This is a genomic window from Paenalcaligenes sp. GW821-LYS-B07-1 (genome assembly GCF_058803365.1).
The window spans coordinates 2,317,318-2,339,053 of the sequence record NZ_CM179516.1 but is presented as its reverse complement, the minus strand read 5'-3'; the positions used below and the strand labels follow the sequence as shown (position 1 = coordinate 2,339,053).

The following is a 21,736-nucleotide window of genomic DNA, read 5'->3' as shown; positions in this document are numbered from 1 at the left end:
TATATTCAGCGTTTAGTTGCCAAAGCGCCAGCCTACGTTCAGTTTGACGTTACGGCCAGTGCCTTGCCATGAGCTAGGGTTAGTTGTAGCGTAACCGGCTTGTGGGTCGGTGTAAGCTTTGTTTAGCAGGTTATCAATGCCGAAGTTCACGCTCACTTGTTTGTTGATCTGCCATGAGGCGTACAGGTCAAGCAAGCTATACCCTGCTGCACGAGGTGCTGTTTCTGAAGAGCGCTCGGTAGACGCGGTGGATGACCAGCGTACGCCGTAGTCCAAATCGTTGTCTAACGCGCGCGCGCCTACGGTAAATACTACACGTTTGAGTGGTGCGTTATTCAGTGGACGGCCACTATAGGTATCTGCAGTGGCCAGCGAGCCATTCAAACCTGCGTAGAAGTTACCGGTGTCGTAGCTGCTGTCTAGCTCAATCCCTTTCAGGGTTACGTTGCCTACGTTCTGGTATTGGCTATAGCTTTGTTTGCCCACTTTGAACTGTTCACGATCAATGTAGTCACGCACACGTGTGTGGTAGAACGACAGCTTGGTACGCAGCGCATCATTAGGCATGAAGACAGCGTTGTGTTTGAGGTTTACACCCAGCTCTACAGTAGACGCGCTTTCAGGTTTTAAGTTGAAGTTGGGTAGGTACTCTAGTCGGGAGCCGTGACCACCCACGCGGAAAGCCTCAGCTAAAGATGGTGCTCTAAAGCCTTCTGCATACGTAATGTAGGTAGTGACGCCTTCTATAGGTGTGATGCCTAAGGTCAGTCGTGGTGAAACGCGATCTTTGGTGAAGCTGTGGGTGACTTGATCTGTATCTTGACCACGCAGTTTGAAGCGGTCATAGCGAAGTGCACCAATCACTTGAATCCATTGGTTGTAATCCGCCTCCCATTGGCCATACACACCAAAGGCTTTGCTGTCGCCGGAACCAAAGTTTTCGTGGTCAGATCTACCTTTGATCTCAAAACCATCACCACCGTAGTTTAGGGTGTGATTCCAGCTGCCAGCAGCAATAGTTGAACGGTTTTTTAACGCCCAGCCGTTGGTGCGTACACGATACTCACGGCTATCGCCGTCGGTAACGCGACTTTGATCGCTAGTCGTAGCGCTGCGGTAGAGTTCGGCCTGTAAGTTAATGAGTGGATTGGTTGGGCTGTTGAAGCTGTAGCGCAGGTTGGCGGTGTAGGTGTCGGTATCGGTGTCATCCACACTTAGGGTAGGGCTGCTAGAGCCGGCAGAGCGGCTGCTTTTGTAGCCACTACCATAGCGTAACCACCCTGCTTTAATTTCGTGGCCGGGGGCTGGACGGTAGCTGGCTTTCACCAACTGAGAGTTCTGGTTTTGGTCGCTATACAGAATCTTATTGCCATCGCCGTCTTTTTGGTCGTCACGGCCACGATTCACGGTGCTGACCAAAATTTCTGCATTGTCTGTGACGCGCACAGCACCAATAGTGCGGGCGACCCAGCCTTTACCATTACTTTCGTAGCCGCCTTTAACGCCAACGGCAACATCTTCATCGTCTTCAAGGTAGTCACGACCATCAATGGTTTCAAAGCTGATGGAACCACCGATACCGCCTGAGCCGTAAACGCCAGCAACAGGCCCACGTATTACGGTGACGGCTTTAAGCATGTCAGGGTCAATGTAGAACGAACCATTACCGGCGTGGCTAGGTCTACCAAAATCTTGTCGTACACCATCAATGGTTACCACCACTCGACCATATTCTTGCAAGCCACGAATATTCACGACGGTGCCTGGATCATCACCGGTATTCGCTGCATTCACGCCAGGAATTTGATTCAGCAATGTAGCAGGGCTGGAGGCATTGAGCAGGTTGATATCGTGTTGGTCTAAACCGGACACGTTATCCAGCGCATCAATGGCCTGTTGCTCGCGCTGGCTAGACGATACAACGATCTTGTCTAACTGGACGGCGGTTTGAGCCCACAGTGTGGCGCTACTTTGAATGCTAAATAATGCTGCAAACAGCAGTGAGTGCTTTAGTAATTGTTTAGCAAGTTGGGGGTGTGACTTAGAGCTATCGGTCGTGGCAAGAACCGAAGTGGAGTACAACATAAACTACCTTGTAATGTTAATAAGAATAATAATGATTATTATGAAATGTAAATCTTGTGGATTCTATCATTAATGATAACTATTCTCAATTAAGGTGTTGTGATGTGCGTATTCCCCACAAATGGTGGTGTGGTGAGAGACTAAAGGGGGTTAGGAGATACCGGAGGACGGAAGAAGAAGGCCGCCATCACGAGATGTAATGGCGGTGAGTGCTATTAGCTCTTCACTGCAATGACTTGAATTTCTACAGTCAGTTCTGGTGCAGCTAGTTTGGCTTCTACGCAAGCGCGAGCAGGGGCGTGACCTGCTGGAACCCATGCATCCCATACAGCGTTGAAAGCAGCAAAGTCAGCCATGTCTGTTAGCCATACGTAGGCAGAAACTACGGCTGTTTTGTCGGTGCCAGCGTCAGCCAACAACTGATCAATATTTGCCAGAATTTCTTTGGCTTGAGCAGCCGTATCACCATTACGTTGGGTTTTGGCGACTTGACCAGCCAAAACAACCATTTCACCACTCAGGGGAAAGCTAACGACTTGGCTCATGCGAGCATTGCTATGCAAACGGGTGATCATCGATTGTTCTCCTCAATACAAATGAAAAAGTGCAGCCCATTATAGTATGGCCGCACGGGTGATTTACTGTGTATTGCCAGTAGCAGGTAATAGGCGCAACAGGCGGAATGCCTCGTGTCTATCACCACCTCTATGGCCTACCCAGAGTACTTCGGTGTTGTTAGGTGGGGGCAGCTCACCTTTCTCGAGATCACGGCGGTTTAACTGCTGAAGAATCAAATCACAACGTTGGTCAAATGCCAGATCTATATTGCTGAAGGCATAAAATGAGGCGCGTTGCCCTAGGCCTACACCTTGCCCTCGTACGCATTCTGTTGCTGCTTGATGGGCTTGTAAGGCGGTAGAGAGTTCATTGGATACACTGCGGTAACTGCGCGCGTAATCCAGTGATGGCAGCCACAGCGTGACTAACAGCAACCATGTTACCAATAGACCGCCAGCCGACAACACCGTACCACGCCATAGACCAGGCGGGTGGCGACGAGTGCGCCATACAACCAAGGCAATCCAGCCCAGAGAACCTAGAACAGCTAGTGTTAAGGCGGGTACAGAAATAAAGGTTTCAAACCCTACTGTTTGGCGTGCAATGTTTTTTGCGATTTTTGGTGGCCAGCCGCTTTGTTGTGCCACCCAACCCAACCAGACAGTTGCAGCGGTCAGTGAGAAACACATGACGGCAAACCAGTCTAACGTGTTGATAATGCTGCGTCGTAATGTAGGGAGCGCAAAGGCGGCGAGTACAGCGCTAGGAATTGCTAACAGAGCCAGTTCTGGCTCAGATGGATTAGCTTGTACCAGTAGTGTTAGTAGAGCGGTAATAAACAAGCAGCCGGGCAACAGCAAATGTGGTGCGCGTAGCCAGTGTCTCCAGTTCCACACGGCAAGTAGTGCCATGGGCCACGTGGGCCATAAGAACCACAGTAAATCACGCAGAGGCTTGTACAGGTCAATTACGCTAGGCCAGCTAAAGCTGGATTGATTCCATAACAGCCATTGTTGAGTCCAGTACAAGCTGAAAGCGCAAGCAGGAAACCACCAGAGTAAAAATAAGGCGGCCCCAAGCAAAATAGCCACGATCTGCCATTTGAAAATAGAGCGGAAAGGACTATGAAATATAGGTAATAACAGACTGGCCAGCAAAATAGGCGTGGCACCTACCGCACCTCGTGTTAACAGGGCGCAAGCCAAAGCAATGCCCAACAACAAGGTACCTGCTGCGGGTCTGTAAAGTTGCAAGCTTAAGGCAAAAAATGCCAGTGCTTGAAATGCCATGATGGCAGGCACATGTGAGGTTTCGTGCATACGCCATAAAATACCGACCGTCGCAATCAGGAACAGCAAGGCAGCATCTGCCAACATGCGGCCATATTCAGCAGGAGTGGGTTCGCCGCCAAAGGGGAGAGGTAGGGGTTGGGCCTCTCGGCGTTTGGCTAAACGCAAGGTGCCGTGCCACACGCAATAACTCATCAGACCAAACCACAACAGGTTGGGTACGCGAGAGGCAAGAATCAGACTATTTAGTTCGGTGGTGAACAGCGCAAAAAAGGGGGCGAATAGCTTCATGCACGCTAAACCCACCCAGGTAACAAGTGGACCATTTTCTGCATAGGCTAGACTGCCAACCTGAGGTAGCAATACTGATAGCACGCCATCGTTGTTCATGGCGGTTAGCATTGTGGCTAAACCAATCACATCATCGGTTTTCCATGGATCACGGAAAATCAGCCCCGAAAGTATATAGATCAGGCCTACAGCAATCAGAATGCTGCGAGGGAGCTTGGCGGCACCGGGTGAGGTTAAGCGCGCGGGGGAGTATGGTTGTGAGGTATGCACAAGTCAGGCGGAATGAATGATTCGTGACAAGAATTATAGCGGAGGCGTAGAAGTGTATGTGCAGGACATAAAAAAAGGCAGCCGTGGCTGCCTTTTTTACCCATGCAAAGCAGATTAGCTGCTTTTGCGTGTGCCGGCTGTGCGAGCAAAACGGGCGCGGAACTGTTCAACGCGGCCAGTTTCAACGATACGAGTTTGAGCACCTGTGTAGAATGGGTGGGACTCGGATGTTACGTCACACTTAAACAGTGGGTATGTTTTGCCATCGCGTTCGATCGTGTCACGTGTGTTAACGGTGGAACGAGAGATGAAGCTATTACCTGTTTGTTGATCCAGGAATACAACGTCGCGGTATTCTGGGTGGATGCCTTTTTTCATGATGCCTTCCTGTTGTTCGTAAACGGATCGCCAACAGATGTATAAAATGATCTGCCACGTGCCCTAAATAATCACAAAATTCTAGCATTGACTGCTTTTTTAATAAAGTACAGCCAACAAAAAAAGCATTTTATACCGAATAAGAAATGCAGGATGTTGTTTTACGGTGATGGCTAGTTTGTTACAGCAGATGGTTTTCAGCCATGGATGTGGCGTATCCAGGGGTAATAATTAAGTGATCCACTAACTGGATGTCTACCAGTTGCAGGGCTTGTTTTAAATGTTGCGTCAATGAGATGTCAGCTTGGCTGGGCGTGCTAATACCAGAGGGATGGTTGTGTGCCAAGATGATGGCGCAGGCATGGTGTTGTAACGCTGCGCGTACGAGCTCTCTGGGGTAGATCGAGGCTTGATTGATCGTGCCTTTAGCTATTTCTTCAGCGGTGATGAGCTGCAACTGGTTATCTAGATAGAGAGCCAGGCAATGCTCTATAGGTTGATGGCCTATACGGGCGATGCAATATTGTTTGACGGTTTGCGGTTGATTAAGGGTGGGGCCGCGCTGTAACTGTTCTTGTAAGGCACGTCGGCTAATTTCACTAATGGCTAAGACCTCGCAGCTTTTGGCCTGACCTATGCCGTGTAGCGTTTGTAATTGATCTGCTGTACTCGCTAACAGCCCGTGGAAACCATGGAAGTGCTGTAAGAGCGCGTGGGCCAAGTGCAGCACATTTCCCTGCCGTGAGCCGGTGCGAAGTACAATGGCGAGCAACTCAGCATCAGAGAGTGTGGTGGCGCCGTGACGCAATAGTCGCTCTCTAGGCCGTAAATTATTTAAGGATTTGACGCTTGATGCCATGAGTAGCACTAAAATAGCAGGTTGATTGTTGAATTACAGATAGGATGACAGGCCTTGGACACTCAAACCGATGCCAGTGATGTGATTGTCCGTGAGGACTCTTACCTGACACTGCACTATTGCATTCAGATAATGTCGGGTCCCGCAGCGGGAACCATGTTCGCCAATACCTTTGATGGCCACCCAGCTACTTTGCAGATGGGGGTGGGACAATGGTCTGCAGGGTTGGAGGCCGTGTTGCTAGGTAAGCCTGAGGGCGCAACCTTGCATGCTGACTTAGCGCCAGAAGACGCCTATGGCGAGCGTAATCCGGCCTTGTTGCAATGGATTAGCCGCGAAATGCTGGCCGAGAATGTCGCGCAAGACGAACACTTTGCGCCTGGCGATATGGTGGAGTTCAAAGCGGTTAATGGCATGCGCTATTCTGGCGTCTTGAAGCAGCTGGATGAACATGCTGCTTTGTTTGACTTTAATCACCCCTTGGCGGGGGCAAAAATCCGTCTGGATGCAAAGATTTTGGGGGTGTTATGACTACTACACAACACGAGTCACTGACTGAACTAGATATAGTCTTGGCACAGCCGCGTGGCTTTTGTGCTGGGGTAGATAGAGCCATTGATATTGTGGAACGCGCCTTAGAATTACATGGCCGTCCTATCTATGTGCGTCATGAAATTGTGCATAACCGCTACGTGGTAGAAAACTTGCGTAACAAAGGTGCGATTTTCATTGCTGAATTGGATGAAGCGCCTGCTGGTTCTATCGTGGTGTTTTCTGCCCACGGTGTGTCGTTGCAAGTGCGTGAAGAGGCCGAGAAGCGTGGGCTGAAAGTATTTGATGCTACCTGTCCATTAGTGACCAAAGTGCACGTGGAAGTCTCTCGTATGCGTAAAGATGGTCGCGAGATCATCATGATTGGTCACAAGGGGCACCCTGAGGTCGAGGGCACATTGGGTCAAGCGGATAGCGGCATGTACCTAGTGGAAACGGTAGAGGATGTGCTGAGCTTAGAAGTCACCAATCCTGATAACTTGGCATTTGTGACGCAAACCACTTTGTCGGTGGATGATGCCGCACAAGTGGCTCAGGCTCTGCGTGAACGCTTCCCAAATATTGTGGAACCTAAGAAAAGCGATATTTGTTACGCCACACAGAACCGCCAAGATGCCGTGAAGTTTATGGCACCGCAATGTGATGTGGTTTTGGTGGTGGGCAGTGTGAACAGTTCCAACTCTAATCGCTTACGTGAAGTGGCAGAGCGCAAGGGTGCGCGTGCTTACTTGCTGGATGATCCGGCAATGATTCAACCTGAGTGGCTGGATGGCAGCAAGCGTATTGGTGTGACTGCTGGTGCGTCGGCTCCTGAAGAACTAGTCGCTAAAGTGTTGGATCGTCTACAAGAACTAGGTGCTCGTTCGGTGCGTACCTTAGATGGCGTGGAAGAAACCATTTCTTTCCCTCTGCCTCGAGAGTTGTCCCGAAAAATCGAAACCAAGTAACGAAATTTTAGGTTTCAAGATGTTGCTCTGATTGGGTCATGGTTTCAAAGTGTTAAATAACTCAAATCATGGCAGAAAACATCAGGGTTTATACTGGAATTTCGTTATGATGATACAAGTTTTGAATCTTTAATCTAAATTATTGCTCCATCAAGGTGATCAATGAGTAAAACTAAAATAGTCGTAGGTGCGGTGGTCGTATTGGGTGCGGCATACGTAGGCGCAAGCTGGTATGTAGGTTCCAAAACAGAACAAGTCATCACTGAACAACTGGAGAAAGGCAATGCTAAGCTGGCTCAACAAGTGGCTGGCTCCGACTACATGCGCATGGAAAAAATCAGCTACGAGCGTGGCGTGTTTTCCTCGTCTGCTGTGTATGCTCTGAAAGTAAGGCTGAACGGTAAAGAAGGAGAGTTCCGCTTTGCTGACAAGTACAGCCACGGTCCATTCCCTATGGCCGCACTGTCTTCGGGTATTTTCTCGCCAATGCTGAGCTACAGCCAGACCATCTTGATGAACGAAGCTGATGGCGCTGAGTGGTACAAAGTGGCTAACGGCGAAGTGCCAGTTAAAGCCGACAGCCAAGTGAAATTTAGCGGTGCTGTAAAAAGCCACCTGGTGTTTGCTCCTATCAAAGTAGAGTCCAAACGCGGTGTGTTGATAGAGACTTCTTTGGCTAACATGTACTTGAACATTGGCAAAAACTACGTCAGCACAGATAGCGTTACTGATTTGGCATGGGTCGGTATCAGCGAAGCCGCTAAAGGCGAACGCATGCTGCTGAGCGAAATCACTGTAGAGGCTGCAAGCACCGATAAAGATGAGGTAGTTTCTAGCACGTATAAAGGTGCAGTGAAACGTACTGAGTACAGTGCAGCGGGTGAAGACGTAGTGGTAGTGTTGGATAACCTGAGCTTTGATGGTGAAGGCGTTCAAACTGGCACAATGCTGAACGAAGCCACTGTGAACTACGGCCTGAGCAAATTGCAGATCAATGGCGGCGACTACGGTAGTTTTGATTTCGGTTTTGGTCTGAAAAACATCGATATCAAAACACTGCAAGAATTGGGTGAAGTAAGCGATGAGTTGGATGACAACCCAGAAGTTGCTGAAACTTACTTGCTGCGCTTGTTGGAAAGCAAACCAGAAATCAGCATCAAACCTGCTTCTTGGAAAAACACAGGTGGCGAGAGCGTAGTTAACGCTTTGGTGGCTTTGCAGCCTGCCGTGGATGAAGAAGACCCATTGGCTTCTGTGAGCAACCTGACTATTGATGCTTCTTTTTCTCGTAGCATGGTTAGCGCCATTTTCGGTTCCGAGGAAGGTTTCATGCGCTCCATGATCGACATGGCGTTTGACGAAGGTTCCAAAGAATACGCAGGCATGGGCTTGGTGAGCTACGACGGTAAAACCACCAAAATGGATCTGAAATATAACTCCGCTGACGGTACAGTGGTGTTGAACGGCAAAACAATGAGCTTTGAAGAGTTCTTTATGCTGTTGATGGAATCCGGTTTGGGTGAGTTGTTGATGTAATCTGTTCAATACAGATGCTTAAAAAACCTGCTGGTAAGTTTTCCAGCAGGTTTTTTTTATGGGCTTAGCGTGGGATGTGGACGAGTGAATGAGCGCGCCCCGCGCAGCCAGACAGAGAGTGATCTGGCGTGATAAGACGACAGTGTAATGACGATTAATAGGTGCACTTCATCAAGGTGAGTTATGAGTAAAAAGAAAATAGTCCTAGGTGCAGTAGTTGTATTGGGTGCCGTGTATGTGGGGGCGAGTTGGTATATAGGTACCAAGACAGAAGCCATGATTGTAAAGCGTTTGGTATCCGTGAACGAGAAACTGGCGCAGCAAATCACCAATGACAACGAATCTGTGCGCTTGGAACAAGTCAGTTATGAACGCGGTGTGTTTTCATCGTCAGCGGTATATGCGTTGAAAGTGAGCACAGAGAAGCGGAGCAGTGAAATGCGCTTTGCTGCGCAGTACAGTCATGGTCCATTCCCCATCGCGGCGTTATCGGCAGGTATGTTGTCTCCGATGCTGAATTACAGCCAGATTATCGTGATGAACGAAGCAGAAGGTACTGAGTGGTATCAGGCAGCTAATGGAGAGGTGCCGGTTAAGGCTGATAGCCAAGTAGGGTTTAATGGCTCTGTTAAAAGCCACATCACTTTTGCACCCGTGAAAGTAGAGTCTGCTAAAGGCACAACGATGGAAACCTCAGTGGCCTACCTTTATGTGGATGTGAGTAAAGACCTGAGCTCAGTGAATGGTTCGCTGGACGTAGACAAATTGAGGATCACCGATACGTTTCCAGGCAGAAATTTGCGCTTTGATGGTATTCACTTGAGGGTAGAGCGCACAGAGCAAGAGAATGGCGTAGTTTCTGGGCAGTATGAAAGTGGCAGTAAACGTTTTGAGTTCAGTTCCACTACAGAAAGTTTTGCCGTGGTAATGGATAATTCGACTGTTCAAATGTCAGGAACATGGAGCGATAAACTCATAAGCCATGCAGCGGTTAACTATGATCTAAAGGCGATACAGCTTAATGGTTATGATTTTGGTGGTATCACCCTAGGCATTGAGTTGAAAAACGTCGATCTACAAGCAGAGCGAGCGTGGAGGCAAGCCAGAGTAGAGTTCAAGGATAATCCTGAAGTACTTAAACGTTATGCGCAGGATTTGCTGAAAACTTATCCTGAGGTATCCATTAACCCCTTAGCTTGGAAAAATAGTGGTGGTGTAAGTGAGGTCACAGCCATGATCGCTTTTCAGCCTATAGAAGATGAAACAGCACCTTGGCCCATGATTAAAGATCTGTCGTTGAACGCGTCATTGTCTAGGGGGATGGTGGGTTCAATTGTGAAACCCACAGAAGCCGTGATGCGTACTATGGTAGATAGAATCTTTAATAAAGGGGCGCAACAATATGCCAAGTTGGGTTTGATTCAGTATGACGGAAGCAATGCGACTATGGCGCTGAACTATAACGCCGCAAATGGTAGTGTGATAATGAACGGTAAAACAATGAGCTTTGGGGAGTTCTCTAGACTGCTAAGAGGGGCTGACTTGGGTAAAGTGTTGAAATAAGCCATTGCTACTGAAGGTAAAAAAACCTGCTGATGAATATTCAGCAGGTTTTTTTGGACTTGATTACGGCGTTGCGTAGTCAGTTAGCGATCAAGTTAGTTAGTCAAAAGACACTAGGCCTGCTTCTTGCAGCAACTGAGCTGTTTCGTACAGGGGCAAACCCATCACGCCACTGTAACTACCGTCTAAATGCTCTACGAACGTTGCTGCTAAGCCTTGTATACCATAAGCACCAGCTTTACCCATGCAATCGCCGCTCGCGCAGTAGGCGCGGATTTCATCAGTAGAGAGTGTTTTAAAGCGTACGTGGCTGGTAGAAATGCTACGAAACTCTAATTGGCCATGCACTAGCACAACAGCGGTATGTACCTGATGGGTGTGGCTAGATAGACGAGCCAGTATGCTGGCGGCGTGTTCAGGGCTGTCTGGTTTACCTAAGATCTCGCCTTGCAACTCTACCGTGGTGTCGGCACACAAAATAGCTTGCCCTGGAACGAGGAGTTGTTGTGCACGTAAGTGTACCGTAGCGCGTTGCGCTTTTTCTTGAGCGGTACGGCAAACATAGTCTAGGGGGGACTCGTTGGCGTAGTGTGGCTCATCCTCACCCGGGGGCGAGGGGATATCAACCACTTTATGAGCAATACCTGCTTGTTGCAGCAGTTCGTGCCGTCTAGGGCTGGCAGAGGCCAGTAGTAAAGGGTGTGCGAGTTTATACATGCGGTTAGTGTACTTGCAGTATTTGCATGCCGTTCGTGCCACTTTGCGGGTGGTACAGATCGCCTTGCGTCAAAATCACCCAGTCTCCTGATTGCACAATATGGTGTTCAAGCAAGCAGTTGATGGCTGCTTGATTGACGGCTTCAGGGGCGTAGGCAGCAGCATCAAAAGGCATGCTGTAGACACCTCTGAATAGGGCTGCACGGTTTTGGGTGGATATGTGTCGGGTGAAGCAGAAAATGGGCACGCTAGAACGTATGCGAGACATGATTAACGGTGTTCTACCGCTTTCACTTAGGCTGATGATGGCCTTGATGCCAGGGAAGTGGTTAGCAGCGTACATGGCAGAGAGAGCAATGGTGTCGTCGCAGCGGTCAAAGCGTTCCCATAAACGATGTTGTGAGCGTTTGTTGACTGGCTCTTGCTCGGCGCCAACACAAATGCGTGCCATTGCTGCTACGGCCTCTACTGGGTATTTACCGGCGGCGCTTTCACCCGACAGCATTACCGCATCCGTGTGATCCAGCACGGCATTTGCGACGTCAGATACTTCGGCTCGTGTTGGGATGGGGCTGCTCACCATAGATTCCATCATCTGTGTAGCAGTAATGACCAGTTTGTTCAGGGTGCGAGTATGTTGAATGATGCGTTTTTGAATGCCTACCAAGCGAGCATCGCCTACCTCAACACCTAAGTCACCACGGGCTACCATCACGCCATCACTGGCAGAGATAATGTCATCCAGGGCTTCGTCATCGGTAACGGCTTCAGCGCGCTCAATCTTGGCAATGATCCATGCGTTGCTGCCAGCTTGTTGTACTAGCTCGCGTGCTTGTTGCATATCGCGGCCATAGCGAGGAAAGGACACAGCGATGTAGTCTACCTCTAGCTCGGCTGCCAGCAGAATGTCAGCACGGTCTTTGTCGGTGAGGCTAGGGGCCGAAATACCACCGCCACGTCGGTTAATGCCTTTATGGTTGGATAGCTCACCACCCGCTGTTACGGTGGTGTAGACCGCATTGTTTTCGACTTTATCTACCTGCAGAATGATTCTGCCGTCATCCAACAGTAATTCGTCGCCGGGGGCGCAATCCTGCACGAGTGGCGGGTAATCAATGCCTACGATATTTTCATTACCGGCGTCGGCAGGGTGATCGTTAGACAGTACAAAGGCTTGGCCATTTGTCAGCTCTACTCGGGTATTAGCAAAGCGAGCGATACGAATTTTTGGGCCTTGCAAATCGCCCATAATGGCGACATAGCGTTGATGTCGTGTCGCAATCTCGCGCACCAGTTTGGCTTTGCGTCGATGGTCGTCTGCGCTGCCGTGTGAAAAATTTAGGCGGGCTACATCCATGCCAGCCAGAATCAGTTGTTCAATAATGGTTGCGGACTCTGAAGCAGGCCCTAGGGTGGCAACAATTTTGGTACGACGTTTAGACACAAGCGCTCCTCAACTGCGATGATAGGGATGACCAGTGAGCATGGACCATGCTCGGTAGAGTTGTTCTACCAGCAGGATGCGCACCATAGGGTGTGGTAATGTCAGCGACGAGATGCGTATCTGCTGCTGACATTGTGCCTTAAAGCTAGGGTCTAAACCATCGGGGCCGCCAATGATAAGCGCTATATCGCCTGTCTTATCACGCCAGGTTTCCAGTTGAGTTTTGAGGTGTTCGGTAGTGAGGTCTTTACCGCGTTCGTCCAGCGCAATGCACCATGCTCGTTCAGGGATAGCGGCTTGTATGCGTTTGGCTTCGGCTTGCATCATTTGAGCAGGCGTTTTGCCACTGGTGCGAGGTTCGGGTTTGATTTCTTTGAGTACGACAGCGTAGTCAGCAGGCATGCGGCGCGCATAGTCGTCCCAAGCCTGTTCTACCCAGGCTGGCATACGCGTGCCTACAGCAATAACATGGATTTTCATGAGCGAATATGGCTGGAGCATCCGCTAGGGATGCTCCAAGAGTAGGGATTAGTCTTCGTCAGACTGATCGTGCTGGAAGGGTTCGTGCAGTACGGGACGTGTGGATTCTGGTAGTAGAGTCACGGCCACAGGTTTGTCACCCCAGATTTCTTCCAGGTTGTAGTACTGGCGAATAGTAGGCTGCATACAATGCACCACGATATCGCCCAAGTCTATCAGCACCCATTCACCGGTGTCTTCACCTTCGTGAGCGAGAACTTCCATGCCGTTTTTCTTGGCTTTTGCAATGATATGGCTGGCCATAGAACGGGTTTGACGGTTAGAGGTACCGCTAGCGATGACCACACGATCAAACAAGCCTGTCAGGTGGGTGCTGTCAAAGACGCGAATGTCTTGTGCTTTGACATCTTCCAAAGCGTCGATCACAACGCGTTGCTGTTTTTCTAAATCTTTCATAAATCAGTATCTGTTGAGTTGGCCGTTTGGCGATAAAGCCCCTCAGCCTGTATGTAATGAGCCACGGCAGGATCCAGAAAATCGGTAGGATCTTGGTGTAGTGCCAGTATGTGGCGAATGTGACTGGCTGAAATATCCATAGGAGGAAGGTTCAGCTGATGCAGGGTTTTGTGTTGTTGTTGCAGTTCCGCAGCCAAGGCTGCTGGTGTGTTGTAAGAGGACCCGGGGCGCTTGGCTACAGCCAGCTCAACATGTTCCAGAATTTCTTGCCAGTGATTCCAGCTGCAGAAGTTCTGTAATTGATCAGCGCCCAATATCCAGTAGTATACCGGTCCTTTGGGCAGCTGTCGCAAGGTGTCAATCGTATATGTTGCACCGCCGCGGTTAATTTCACTACGGTTAATGTGTAGTTTTGGGTTGTGTGCACAGGCTAATTCCAGCATGTGTACACGTTGTTCAGGGGTTGCCGCTAATGGCGCACGCTGCCATGGGTTGGCAGCAGGTATTAGCTGCAGAGTATCCAGTTTTAGCTCTGCCAGTGCACGTTCTGCCAGAGCGATGTGGGCTCGGTGTACAGGATCAAAACTGCCACCGAGTAATCCTATGTGTTGTTGCTCAGCCATTCGCGTGGTTTCAGAAAATCGGCCAGTTTGGCTTCTGGAGAGTCAGCTTCCGGAGCCCATTGGTAACGCCATTTCACTATAGGTGGCATGGAAAGTAGGATGGATTCGGTACGACCGCCCGATTGCAGTCCAAACAAGGTGCCTCGGTCGAATACCAAGTTGAACTCCACGTAGCGACCACGTCGGTATGCTTGGAAGTCGCGTTCACGTTCACCGTAGCTGAGGTGACGGCGTTGTTCCACAATAGGAATGTACGCTTTAAGGAAATGATCGCCTACAGATTTGACCAGTTCAAAACTACGATCAAAGCCTTCTTCGTTCAAGTCATCAAAGAAAATACCACCAATGCCACGAGTTTCGTCACGGTGTTTCAGGTAGAAATACTCATCACACCATGTTTTATAGGCGGGGTATTTCTGCTCACCAAATGGCGCTAGGGCATCGGCACACTTTTGATGAAAATGACGGGCATCTTCTTCAAAAGCGTAATAGGGGGTGAGGTCTAGACCGCCACCAAACCAGAATATGGTTGGTTCACTTTCATGCCTAGATTCGGCAATGAACAAACGCACATTCATGTGGGTGGTGGGGACGTAGGGGTTATGAGGGTGCAGAACCAATGACACACCCATGGCTTCCCATGGACGTCCTGCCAGTTCAGGGCGCTGTGCTGTGGCAGACGGGGGCAGTGTTTTACCTTTGACATGGCTAAACAATACTGCACCACGTTCGAACAGATTACCTGCTTCCAAGTAACGCGACAGACCGCCGCCTCCTTCTTCACGTTCCCACTGATCAGCTTGGAACTTGCAGCCATCGGCAAGTTCCAGATGTTTAACAATACGCTGTTGTAGGTCCAAGAAATACTCACGGACGTCGGCGACGGAATGGTTCATGCAATATCCTCTTTTACGGCTTAGGACTCGTCGGTACTAGGGATGGCGCGCCAGCCAATATCGCTGCGGAACTGTTTACCATCAAATTGGATTTGAGCAGCCGCTGCATAGGCTTTGTCTTGAGCACGGCGAATGGAATCACCCAATGCCGTTACGCACAGTACTCGGCCACCAGACGTCAGCAATTGGCCGTCGACCAATTCGGTACCTGCGTGAAATACCATGCAGTTGTCGGTGTCTTCTGGCAATTGTTGGATGACATCGCCTTTGCGTGGGTTTTCTGGGTAGTTGGCAGCAGCCATGACGACGCCTAGTGCGGTGCGGCGATCCCAGTCAATGTTGGCCGTATCCAGCTCGCCTGAAATAGCTTGTTCCAACACTTCGCTAAAGTCGTTCTTGATACGCATCATGATAGGTTGCGCTTCAGGATCGCCCAGACGGCAGTTGTATTCCAGAACTTTCAGCGTACGTGTGCTGTCTGGACCATCGCCAATCATCAGACCAGCGTATAGGAAACCAGTGTAAGGAATACCGTCTTTTGCCATACCTTGGATGGATGGCAGGATGACTTCGCGCATGATGCGGTTATGCAAGGTGGGCGAAACGATAGGGGCAGGGGAGTACGCACCCATACCGCCAGTGTTCGGGCCTTCGTCACCGTCTTTCAGACGTTTGTGGTCTTGGCTAGTGGCCAATGGCAGAACGTTTTTGCCATCACACATGATGATGAAGCTAGCTTCTTCACCAGTGAGGAATTCTTCGATCACCACACGTGCACCCGCATTACCAAACATGCCGCCGCCCAGCATATCGTCGATGGCTGTCAGTGCTTCGTCTTCAGTCATGGCGACGATTACGCCCTTACCTGCTGCCAAGCCGTCAGCTTTCACAACAATAGGAGCGCCTTTTTCGCGTACGTACGCTTTAGCGGCTTCCAGATCGGTAAAGGTTTGGTATTCAGCCGTAGGGATCTGATGACGTACCATGAATGCTTTGGCGTAGTCTTTGGAGCTTTCTAGCTGCGCTGCTGCTTTGGTGGCACCAAAGATTTTTAGCCCTGCGGCACGAAAAGCATCTACTACACCAGCCGCCAGAGGGGCCTCAGGGCCAACAACGGCCAGTGCAATGTCTTCGTTGCGGGCAAATTCTACCAACTGATCTACATCGGTAATAGGTACGTTTTGTAGACGTTCGGCAGTTGCCGTGCCCCCATTACCAGGGGCAACAAACACCGTGCTGACACGTTGTGATTGGGCGAGGCGCCAGGCCAAGGCATGTTCACGGCCCCCGCCGCCAATGACGAGTAACTTCATAGGATTTCAAAGAAAAAGGGGCTAGACGCCCCACAGGGTTAACAGGATTATTCGGTTTCATCCATGACGGCAGTGGTGTAAACCTCTTGCACGTCGTCTAGACCCTCAAGGGCATCTAGCATTTTTTGCATTTTTGCAGCGTCATCACCTTCCAGCTCAGTTTCGCTTAATGCTTTCATGATGACGTCACTGACTTCAGGCTTCAGGCCTGCATCGTTAAAGGCCTGATTGACGGCTGCGTAGTTGGATGGGGTGCAAACAACCTCGATCAGACCTTCTTCATCGGTCATGATGTCATCTGCTCCGGCTTCTAGGCCGACTTCCATAATTTTGTCTTCATCGGCACCTGGGGCAAAGAGAAACTGCCCACAGTGTTGGAATTGGAACACAACTGAGCCATCAATACCCAGATTTCCGCCATGTTTGCTGAAAGCGTGACGCACATCGGATACTGTGCGCTGACGATTATCGGTCATGCAGTCCACAATAACTGCCGCGCCACCAATACCATAACCTTCAAATCGTACTTCTTCGAAATTAGCGCCATCAGCACCACCAGCACCACGCTGAATAGCACGGTTAACGTTGTCTTTAGGCATATTTGCCGCAGCAGCTTTTTCAGCGGCCAAACGTAGACGGGGATTGGAGTCGGGGTCAGGCCCACCTTCGCGTGCTGCAACGGTGACTTCACGGATGATTTTAGTCCACAGCTTGCCGCGTCTGGCATCTTGACGCCCTTTGCGGTGCTGAATATTCGCCCATTTACTATGTCCGGCCATAACTTCGTACCAATTTAAAAATTAGAAAATTTCGTTTCAGATTACTATTTTAACCTGTGCGCAAAACTTCGCCTGCACTACACTGGCAGCATCAGGTACCTGTAGTATATAGCAGGCTATTTTTTATCTGGGACAGAGTCATGGCAGAAACAATCAATCTTGCACGAGGAAAGGCGGCTGAGGTTGTGCTGTTGCCGCGTATGGCAAATCGGCACGGCTGTATTACCGGCGCGACGGGTACAGGGAAAACTATTAGTCTACAGTTGATGGCTGAGGCTTTTTCCCGTCAAGGCACTGCTGTTTTTGTGGCCGATGTAAAAGGCGACTTAAGCGGTATTGCAATGAAAGGTGAGTCCAATCCCAAACTGGAAGCCAGATTACAAGAGTTGGGGCTGCCCACTCCCGAGTTCTCGGCGAACTCAGTGGTGTTTTGGGATGTATTTGGACAGTCAGGTCACGCTATACGTGCCACCGTTTCTGACATGGGCCCTATGTTGTTGGCCCGTATCCTAGAGCTGAATGACACTCAAGAAGGTATTTTGAATATTGCCTTCCGGCTAGCAGATGATGAAGGCCAACTATTGTTGGACATGAAAGACCTGCGTGCCATGTTGAATCACGTGACCAAGCGAGCCACCGAACTGCGCGCTAAGTACGGGAATGTATCTGCCGCGTCAGTGGGCGCAATTCAACGTGCGTTATTGCGATTAGAAAGTGAAGGTGCTGAGCAGTTTTTTGGTGAACCTGCTCTGGACATCGCCGATTGGATCCGCACTGATGCGCAAGGCAAGGGCATGGTCAATGTGCTGATGGCTGACCGTTTGATACAGTCGCCCCGTTTGTATTCTGTATTTCTGCTATGGATGCTAGCAGAGTTATACGAGCGTTTGCCTGAAGTGGGTGACTTGGATAAGCCTAAGTTTGTGTTTTTCTTTGACGAAGCGCACTTGCTATTCAATGAAGCGCCCAAAGCGCTGGTAGAAAAAATTGAACAAGTGGTGCGTTTGGTTCGTTCCAAAGGGGTGGGTATTTATTTTGTGACCCAAAACCCGTTGGATATCCCTGAGGCGGTGTTGGGGCAGTTAGGTCATAGAGTGCAGCACGCCTTGCGTGCTTATACGCCACGTGATCAGAAAGCAGTGAAAACTGCGGCACAAACCATGCGCCCTAATCAAGGGTTAGATATTGAAGCGGCCATTACCGAGCTAGGGGTGGGCGAGGCGTTGGTTTCTATGCTGGATGCTAAAGGGATTCCTACACCGACTGAGCGTGTATGGATGTATGCGCCAGGCAGTCGTATTGGCCCAGCGTCTGATGCCGAGAAAAAGCAAATTCTGGCTGCTTCGTTATTTGGCCTGAAGTACGACACTAGCATTGATAGAGAGTCGGCGTATGAGGTCTTGGCAAAGCAAGAGCAAGAAGCCGCTCAGCAAGCTCAAGAATCCACTGAAAAGAACTCAGGGGTGGTGGGTATGCTGAATGATTTCCTATTTGGCTCTACTGGGCCTAGAGGTGGTCGTAAAGATGGTTTGGTACAAGCCACCATCAAAACAGAGGCCAGACGCGGTGCCACGAAGTTTTTACGTGGTGTGCTGGGCTCGTTGTTACGCAGTAAATAAGACTTAGCTTTGGTCAGGCTGTTTGCGCATGCCTGACCAAACTATGGCACCCACAATAATAGTCCCGCCCAAGATGGCCTGAATGCTAGGATATTGGGCAAATAGCAAGGCCGCAAAAGCGATGGCGTAAATGGGTTCTAATGCAATGATGATGCCAGCGCTACGAGCGTTAATACGCGTTAGGCTAGATACCAGTAAGTAGTGCGAAAGTGCTGTGCAGAATATCCCTAGCATGGCCATCCAGAACCAGTCCGCGGCGCTGGGTTGTCCCAAGTAGGGCAACGCAAAGGGTAAGCACAAGAGCGTGACAAAGAGGTTTTCCCAATAGGCTACTTGTAGTGCGGGCATGTGTGAAGCTGTACGCCTATTGATGATCGTAAAGAGGGCGAAGGTAAAGCCTGACAAGACCGCCCACAGTAAACCTATAGTGGCTTCGGCGGCTAAATCGAATTCTGGGGTCACCAAAATCAACCCGAATGAGACCAATCCCAGAATCAACCATTCATCAGTACGAACGCGCTCACGCAGCACTAACCATTCGCTAAGCGTGATGAAGGCAGGGAAACTGGCAAACCCTAAGGTAGCGATTGCAATGCCGCCTGTTTTGACAGCAATAAAGAAACTGACCCAGTGTATGGCCAACATAATAGAGGCCAGCAATAACATGCCTGCATCTTTTTTATTCAACCCCTCACTTAATCGTCTACCTTGAGAGCGAATGATCAAAAACAGCAGTATTGCCGCAAAAAAAGCGCGGAAGGTGGTGATCATGATGGGATCGCTTTTGATCAACTCCCCAAAAATACCGGTAAGACCAAAAAGTACAGCGGCCAGATGGCTCTGAAGTAAGGCGCGTTGATGGGTCATTGTCGAATATAGGTGAACAGGGTAGATTTAAGGGTTGAACAGTTACTGATGCTTAAATCATAACGTAGAGACAGAAGGAGTTCGTCATGGGAACAGAAGTCAACGCAATACGTATAGAGAAAAATGGTGGTCCAGAGGTGTTGAAGTGGGTATCCGTACCACTACCAGCTCCAGCCGATAATGAAGTATGCATTCGCCACAAAGCCATAGGTCTCAATTTTATTGATATTTATTTCCGTGATGGTTTGTATCCTAGCCCATTGCCTCATGGCTTGGGTTTTGAAGCCGCTGGTATTGTTGAAGCTGTTGGTAAAGATGTACACCACGTCAAAGTCGGTGATAGGGTTGCGTATGGGCAGGGACCGCTGGGTGCCTATGCCGAAGCTCGTAATATCCCCGCTGATCGCGTTGTGCGACTGCCTGAGGGTATTAGCTTTGAGGAAGGTGCGGCCATTATGTTGAAAGGGCTAACCGTTCAGTATTTGCTGCGCCAAGTGTACGACGTGAAAAAAGGCGACACTATTTTGTTTCACGCTGCAGCCGGTGGCGTAGGCTCTTTGGCATGCCAATGGGCAAATGCCATGGGTGTGCGTGTGATTGGTACGGCATCTAGCGCTGAAAAAATGCAGATGGCCAAAGACAATGGTGCGTGGGCAACGATCAACTACAGTACTGAAGATGTAGTTCAGCGTGTACGCGAACTTACCGATGGTGCAATGGTTCCTGTAGTGTACGACGGCGTGGGTAAAGCTACGTGGGAAACTTCATTGAAGTGCTTGCGCCCTCGAGGCCTGATGGTGAGCTTTGGTAATGCCTCAGGGGCGGTAACAGGGGTGAATCTAGGTGTGTTGGCGCAGCATGGCTCGTTGTATGTGACACGTCCTATCTTGGCGAGCTTTGTGCCTACACTAGAAACAATGCAGGCAGCAGCAGATGATTTGTTTGCGCAGATTTTGGCTGGCAATATCAAGGTGGATATTGGTCAGCGCTTCCCACTGCGTGACGTAGCTAAAGCACATGAGGCATTGGCATCACGTAAAACAGTAGGTTCTACCATTTTGACGCTGGACTAAACCAACAACGTACAAAAAAGCCGGATGTTCTTAAGACATCCGGCTTTTTTTATAAGCTGCCTCACGTTATAGCTATGAATGCAGCGTGATGAGCTTACTGACCATGAAGCATTATTAGTTGGCTTCTTGGTGGTATTTTTGCAAGCGCTCAACTTCTTTCTTGGAACCCAAAATTACACCAGTACGTTGGTGTAGATGTTCAGGTTGCAGATCCAGAATACGACGGCTGCCATCTACCGATGCGCCACCAGCTTGTTCTACCAAGAAGCTCATAGGGTTAGCTTCGTACATCAAACGCAGTTTGCCATGACGCACGGACTCACGGTGGTCGCGTGGGTACATGAAAATACCGCCCCGGTTCAGAATGCGATGTACATCAGCCACCATGGAAGCAATCCAGCGGGTATTGTAGTTTTTACCCAGTGGGCCTTCTTTACCAGCCAAGCACTCATCGATGTAGCGTTTTACAGGGGCCTCCCAGTGACGCATATTCGACATGTTGATGGCGAATTCTTGAGTTTCTTCAGGGATACGGATGCTTTCTTGCGTCAACAACCACGAGCCTGTTTCACGGTCTAGCGTAAAGCCAACTACGCCTTGGCCAATAGACAAGATCAGCATGGTTTGTGGGCCGTAGACGGCGTACCCGGCAGCCACTTGTTGTGTGCCAGCTTGCAAGAAGTCTTGCTCAGTGGCAACACGGCCTTTAGCGGCTTCAGGCTGACGCAAAATAGAAAAAATAGTACCGATGGATACGTTGACGTCGATGTTGGAAGAACCATCCAGAGGATCGAACAATAGCAGATAGTCACCCGTAGGGTAGTGCGCAGGAATAGGGTGAGGCAATTCCATTTCTTCTGATGCCATGCCTGCCAAGCAACCGATCCACTCGTTGGCATCCAGCAGCATTTGATTGGAAATTACATCCAGTTTTTTCTGGATTTCACCTTGTACGTTTTCGGTATCTTGGCTACCCAGCACATTGCCCAAAGCACCTTTGTTGACTGCTTGAGCAATAGCTTTGCAGGTGCGGGCGATGGTTTCAATCAGTAGACGCAGTTCAGTAGGAACGCTTTGGGTCTGACGTTCTTGTTCAATCAGATATTGAGTCAGGTTTTTTTTCAACGTAGTGCTCCGAGGG

Annotated in this window: 21 protein-coding genes; 6 read left to right on the top strand and 15 right to left on the bottom strand. The window is 49.7% G+C overall.

What is annotated here, in order from left to right; genetic code table 11:
• Positions 1 to 12: 12 nt before the first annotated feature.
• The 5 genes from AC3QL0_RS11215 to radC all read right to left on the bottom strand — a co-directional run bounded on the left by AC3QL0_RS11215 (position 13) and on the right by radC (position 5,730).
• Positions 13 to 2,085: a TonB-dependent hemoglobin/transferrin/lactoferrin family receptor gene (locus AC3QL0_RS11215; protein WP_493008558.1), complete on the bottom strand. Its 2,073-nt coding sequence runs from the start codon at positions 2,083 to 2,085 to the stop codon at positions 13 to 15.
• Between the two features lie 215 nt (positions 2,086 to 2,300).
• Entirely contained in the window at positions 2,301 to 2,660 is a 360-nt protein-coding gene (locus AC3QL0_RS11210) for a RidA family protein (protein ID WP_493008557.1), read from the bottom strand.
• Between the two features lie 63 nt (positions 2,661 to 2,723).
• The gene (locus AC3QL0_RS11205; RefSeq protein WP_493008556.1) at positions 2,724 to 4,493 is read right to left on the bottom strand and encodes an ArnT family glycosyltransferase; all 1,770 of its coding nucleotides are present in this window, start codon (positions 4,491 to 4,493) and stop codon (positions 2,724 to 2,726) included.
• A gap of 114 nt (positions 4,494 to 4,607) precedes the next feature.
• Complete coding sequence (locus tag AC3QL0_RS11200; RefSeq protein WP_135865579.1) at positions 4,608 to 4,871, bottom strand: type B 50S ribosomal protein L31; 264 nt, start codon at positions 4,869 to 4,871, stop codon at positions 4,608 to 4,610.
• Between the two features lie 181 nt (positions 4,872 to 5,052).
• Positions 5,053 to 5,730, bottom strand: a complete 678-nt coding sequence (gene radC / locus AC3QL0_RS11195; protein WP_493008555.1) for a RadC family protein — start codon at positions 5,728 to 5,730, stop codon at positions 5,053 to 5,055.
• Positions 5,731 to 5,784: 54 nt separating this feature from the next.
• Between radC and AC3QL0_RS11190 the strand changes: the two genes are divergently transcribed.
• From AC3QL0_RS11190 to AC3QL0_RS11175, 4 genes are all read left to right on the top strand, one after another.
• A complete protein-coding gene (locus AC3QL0_RS11190; RefSeq protein ID WP_493008554.1) occupies positions 5,785 to 6,261 on the top strand; it encodes an FKBP-type peptidyl-prolyl cis-trans isomerase in 477 nt (158 codons plus the stop codon).
• The gene (gene ispH / locus AC3QL0_RS11185; RefSeq protein WP_493008553.1) at positions 6,258 to 7,229 is read left to right on the top strand and encodes a 4-hydroxy-3-methylbut-2-enyl diphosphate reductase; all 972 of its coding nucleotides are present in this window, start codon (positions 6,258 to 6,260) and stop codon (positions 7,227 to 7,229) included. The genes AC3QL0_RS11190 and ispH overlap by 4 nt, the downstream gene beginning before the upstream one ends.
• A 162-nt stretch (positions 7,230 to 7,391) precedes the next feature.
• Complete coding sequence (locus AC3QL0_RS11180) at positions 7,392 to 8,765, top strand: YdgA family protein (protein WP_493008552.1); 1,374 nt, start codon at positions 7,392 to 7,394, stop codon at positions 8,763 to 8,765.
• Positions 8,766 to 8,948: 183 nt separating this feature from the next.
• A complete protein-coding gene (locus AC3QL0_RS11175) occupies positions 8,949 to 10,328 on the top strand; it encodes a YdgA family protein (protein WP_493008551.1) in 1,380 nt (459 codons plus the stop codon).
• 99 nt (positions 10,329 to 10,427) lie between these two features.
• Here AC3QL0_RS11175 and AC3QL0_RS11170 read toward each other — a convergent pair whose 3' ends face one another.
• The 8 genes from AC3QL0_RS11170 to AC3QL0_RS11135 are packed head-to-tail and all read right to left on the bottom strand — an operon-like array spanning position 10,428 to position 17,036.
• Positions 10,428 to 11,045 (bottom strand): Maf family protein, encoded by a 618-nt coding sequence (locus tag AC3QL0_RS11170; RefSeq protein ID WP_493008550.1) that lies wholly within the window; start codon positions 11,043 to 11,045, stop codon positions 10,428 to 10,430.
• Positions 11,046 to 11,049: 4 nt separating this feature from the next.
• Positions 11,050 to 12,489, bottom strand: a complete 1,440-nt coding sequence (gene pyk / locus AC3QL0_RS11165; protein WP_493008549.1) for a pyruvate kinase — start codon at positions 12,487 to 12,489, stop codon at positions 11,050 to 11,052.
• 9 nt (positions 12,490 to 12,498) lie between these two features.
• Entirely contained in the window at positions 12,499 to 12,969 is a 471-nt protein-coding gene (gene rlmH, locus AC3QL0_RS11160; protein ID WP_135865592.1) for a 23S rRNA (pseudouridine(1915)-N(3))-methyltransferase RlmH, read from the bottom strand.
• 48 nt (positions 12,970 to 13,017) lie between these two features.
• The gene (gene rsfS / locus AC3QL0_RS11155) at positions 13,018 to 13,425 is read right to left on the bottom strand and encodes a ribosome silencing factor (protein WP_430222932.1); all 408 of its coding nucleotides are present in this window, start codon (positions 13,423 to 13,425) and stop codon (positions 13,018 to 13,020) included.
• A complete protein-coding gene (nadD, locus tag AC3QL0_RS11150; protein ID WP_493008548.1) occupies positions 13,422 to 14,048 on the bottom strand; it encodes a nicotinate (nicotinamide) nucleotide adenylyltransferase in 627 nt (208 codons plus the stop codon). The genes rsfS and nadD overlap by 4 nt, the downstream gene beginning before the upstream one ends.
• A complete protein-coding gene (hemF, locus tag AC3QL0_RS11145) occupies positions 14,027 to 14,944 on the bottom strand; it encodes an oxygen-dependent coproporphyrinogen oxidase (protein ID WP_493008547.1) in 918 nt (305 codons plus the stop codon). Before hemF ends, nadD begins: the two co-directional genes overlap by 22 nt.
• 20 nt (positions 14,945 to 14,964) lie before the next feature.
• Positions 14,965 to 16,257, bottom strand: a complete 1,293-nt coding sequence (gene purD, locus AC3QL0_RS11140; protein WP_493008546.1) for a phosphoribosylamine--glycine ligase — start codon at positions 16,255 to 16,257, stop codon at positions 14,965 to 14,967.
• A gap of 47 nt (positions 16,258 to 16,304) precedes the next feature.
• Positions 16,305 to 17,036 (bottom strand): YebC/PmpR family DNA-binding transcriptional regulator, encoded by a 732-nt coding sequence (locus tag AC3QL0_RS11135; RefSeq protein ID WP_493008545.1) that lies wholly within the window; start codon positions 17,034 to 17,036, stop codon positions 16,305 to 16,307.
• Between the two features lie 140 nt (positions 17,037 to 17,176).
• On the opposite strand from AC3QL0_RS11135, the gene AC3QL0_RS11130 reads away from it, so the two are divergent.
• Complete coding sequence (locus tag AC3QL0_RS11130) at positions 17,177 to 18,655, top strand: helicase HerA-like domain-containing protein (RefSeq protein WP_493008544.1); 1,479 nt, start codon at positions 17,177 to 17,179, stop codon at positions 18,653 to 18,655.
• A 3-nt stretch (positions 18,656 to 18,658) separates the two neighbouring features.
• Here the strand turns inward: AC3QL0_RS11130 and AC3QL0_RS11125 are convergent, their stop codons facing one another.
• Positions 18,659 to 19,522 carry a DMT family transporter gene (locus AC3QL0_RS11125; protein ID WP_493008543.1) on the bottom strand — a complete coding sequence of 288 codons (864 nt, stop codon included), beginning with the start codon at positions 19,520 to 19,522 and terminating at the stop codon, positions 18,659 to 18,661.
• A gap of 86 nt (positions 19,523 to 19,608) precedes the next feature.
• Here AC3QL0_RS11125 and AC3QL0_RS11120 point away from each other — a divergent pair, with 86 nt between their 5' ends.
• Positions 19,609 to 20,595 (top strand): quinone oxidoreductase family protein, encoded by a 987-nt coding sequence (locus AC3QL0_RS11120; RefSeq protein WP_493008542.1) that lies wholly within the window; start codon positions 19,609 to 19,611, stop codon positions 20,593 to 20,595.
• Between the two features lie 114 nt (positions 20,596 to 20,709).
• On the opposite strand, the gene AC3QL0_RS11115 is transcribed toward AC3QL0_RS11120, so the two are convergent.
• The gene (locus tag AC3QL0_RS11115; RefSeq protein WP_430222935.1) at positions 20,710 to 21,720 is read right to left on the bottom strand and encodes a class 1 fructose-bisphosphatase; all 1,011 of its coding nucleotides are present in this window, start codon (positions 21,718 to 21,720) and stop codon (positions 20,710 to 20,712) included.
• Positions 21,721 to 21,736 lie beyond the last annotated feature (16 nt).